The sequence below is a fragment of the Vibrio sp. ZOR0018 genome, from assembly GCF_963865925.1.
GTDB classification, from domain to species: Bacteria; Pseudomonadota; Gammaproteobacteria; order Enterobacterales; family Vibrionaceae; genus Vibrio; species Vibrio anguillarum.
In genome coordinates, this window is sequence record NZ_CAWMCN010000098.1 from 1 (window position 1) to 470 (window position 470).

1 pseudogene is annotated in these 470 nt (G+C 40.4%); it reads right to left on the reverse strand.

The features are described from left to right. Positions 1 to 71 (reverse strand): annotated as a pseudogene (locus AACR75_RS06445) (RNA-binding protein); the annotation flags it as partial. Between the last annotated feature and the right edge of the window lie 399 nt (positions 72 to 470).

Sequence of the window (470 nt, forward strand, 5' to 3'; positions counted from 1 at the left end):
TGAGCTGAGAATAAAACACGAAGTTCTTGTTCAGTTGTAGAGCGAGATAGATTGCGAACTAAAAGTTTCATGATGAACCAGTTGGTAATAAATGACAGTGTGAATTGTGGCAGCTAAAGATAAGTTTGGCTAAGCAATTCGTTCTCTATACTGAGTATTGGTTAAAAAACTGCATAACAAACGGCTCAAGAGGGATTGCCAACGCTTGGCGACTTTCAGTACAAAATTGAAGTTCAGTGTTTACAGTGTGTTTTTTGAGTTCGGTGATGCGTTGTCAACCCCTTAGCCGGGCGTTAGGCAAAATGAGTTTTTATCAGCTAAATCGGGTTTGAATTGAACGGTGAATTCCATGTTCTCACTGCTGGGCTTAAGCAATAAATAATCATCACCTATTTGTTGTTTCTTGATCGCGTTGGGTTGTTTAGCGCTGTGAGTTTAGCGGCAAAATAACCTTCAGCATCCAAACGTCC